The organism is Streptomyces bobili (genome assembly GCF_002154575.1).
In the GTDB taxonomy this organism is placed as follows: domain Bacteria; phylum Actinomycetota; class Actinomycetes; order Streptomycetales; family Streptomycetaceae; genus Streptomyces; species Streptomyces bobili.
Genome location: NZ_MUBA01000337.1, coordinates 1 through 324 on the forward strand (window position 1 = coordinate 1; position 324 = coordinate 324).

The 324-nt window shown below is 65.7% G+C and carries 1 pseudogene; it reads right to left on the reverse strand.

Features of this window, described 5'->3' with window-relative positions:
* A pseudogene (locus BZL64_RS25505) lies at nt 1–305 on the reverse strand (alpha/beta fold hydrolase); the annotation flags it as partial.
* Between the last annotated feature and the right edge of the window lie 19 nt (nt 306–324).

The following is a 324-nucleotide window of genomic DNA, read 5'->3' on the forward strand; positions in this document are numbered from 1 at the left end:
GCGGTCAGCGCCTCGGGTGTGTCGTAGGCCAGGGCGTAGATGGCCCGGCTCTCCTCGCTGATCCGCTCCGGGTGGAGCGCGAGGTGTTCGGCCGACCAGTCGATCACGTGCCGAAACCGCCCGGCGAGAAGTTTGGCGGGCAGTCCCTCGACCTGGCTCAACGGGTATATCCACAGGTTCGGATCACCGGGCCTGGGGAACGGCTTGGCGAAGTCCTGGAATATCTGCGAGAAGGGTGCGCCTTCCCACAGGGCGAGCTTCTTGGTGGCCTGCGGATAGTTGGCGGCGAAGCTGTAGGCGACCATCGCACCGATGTCACCACCG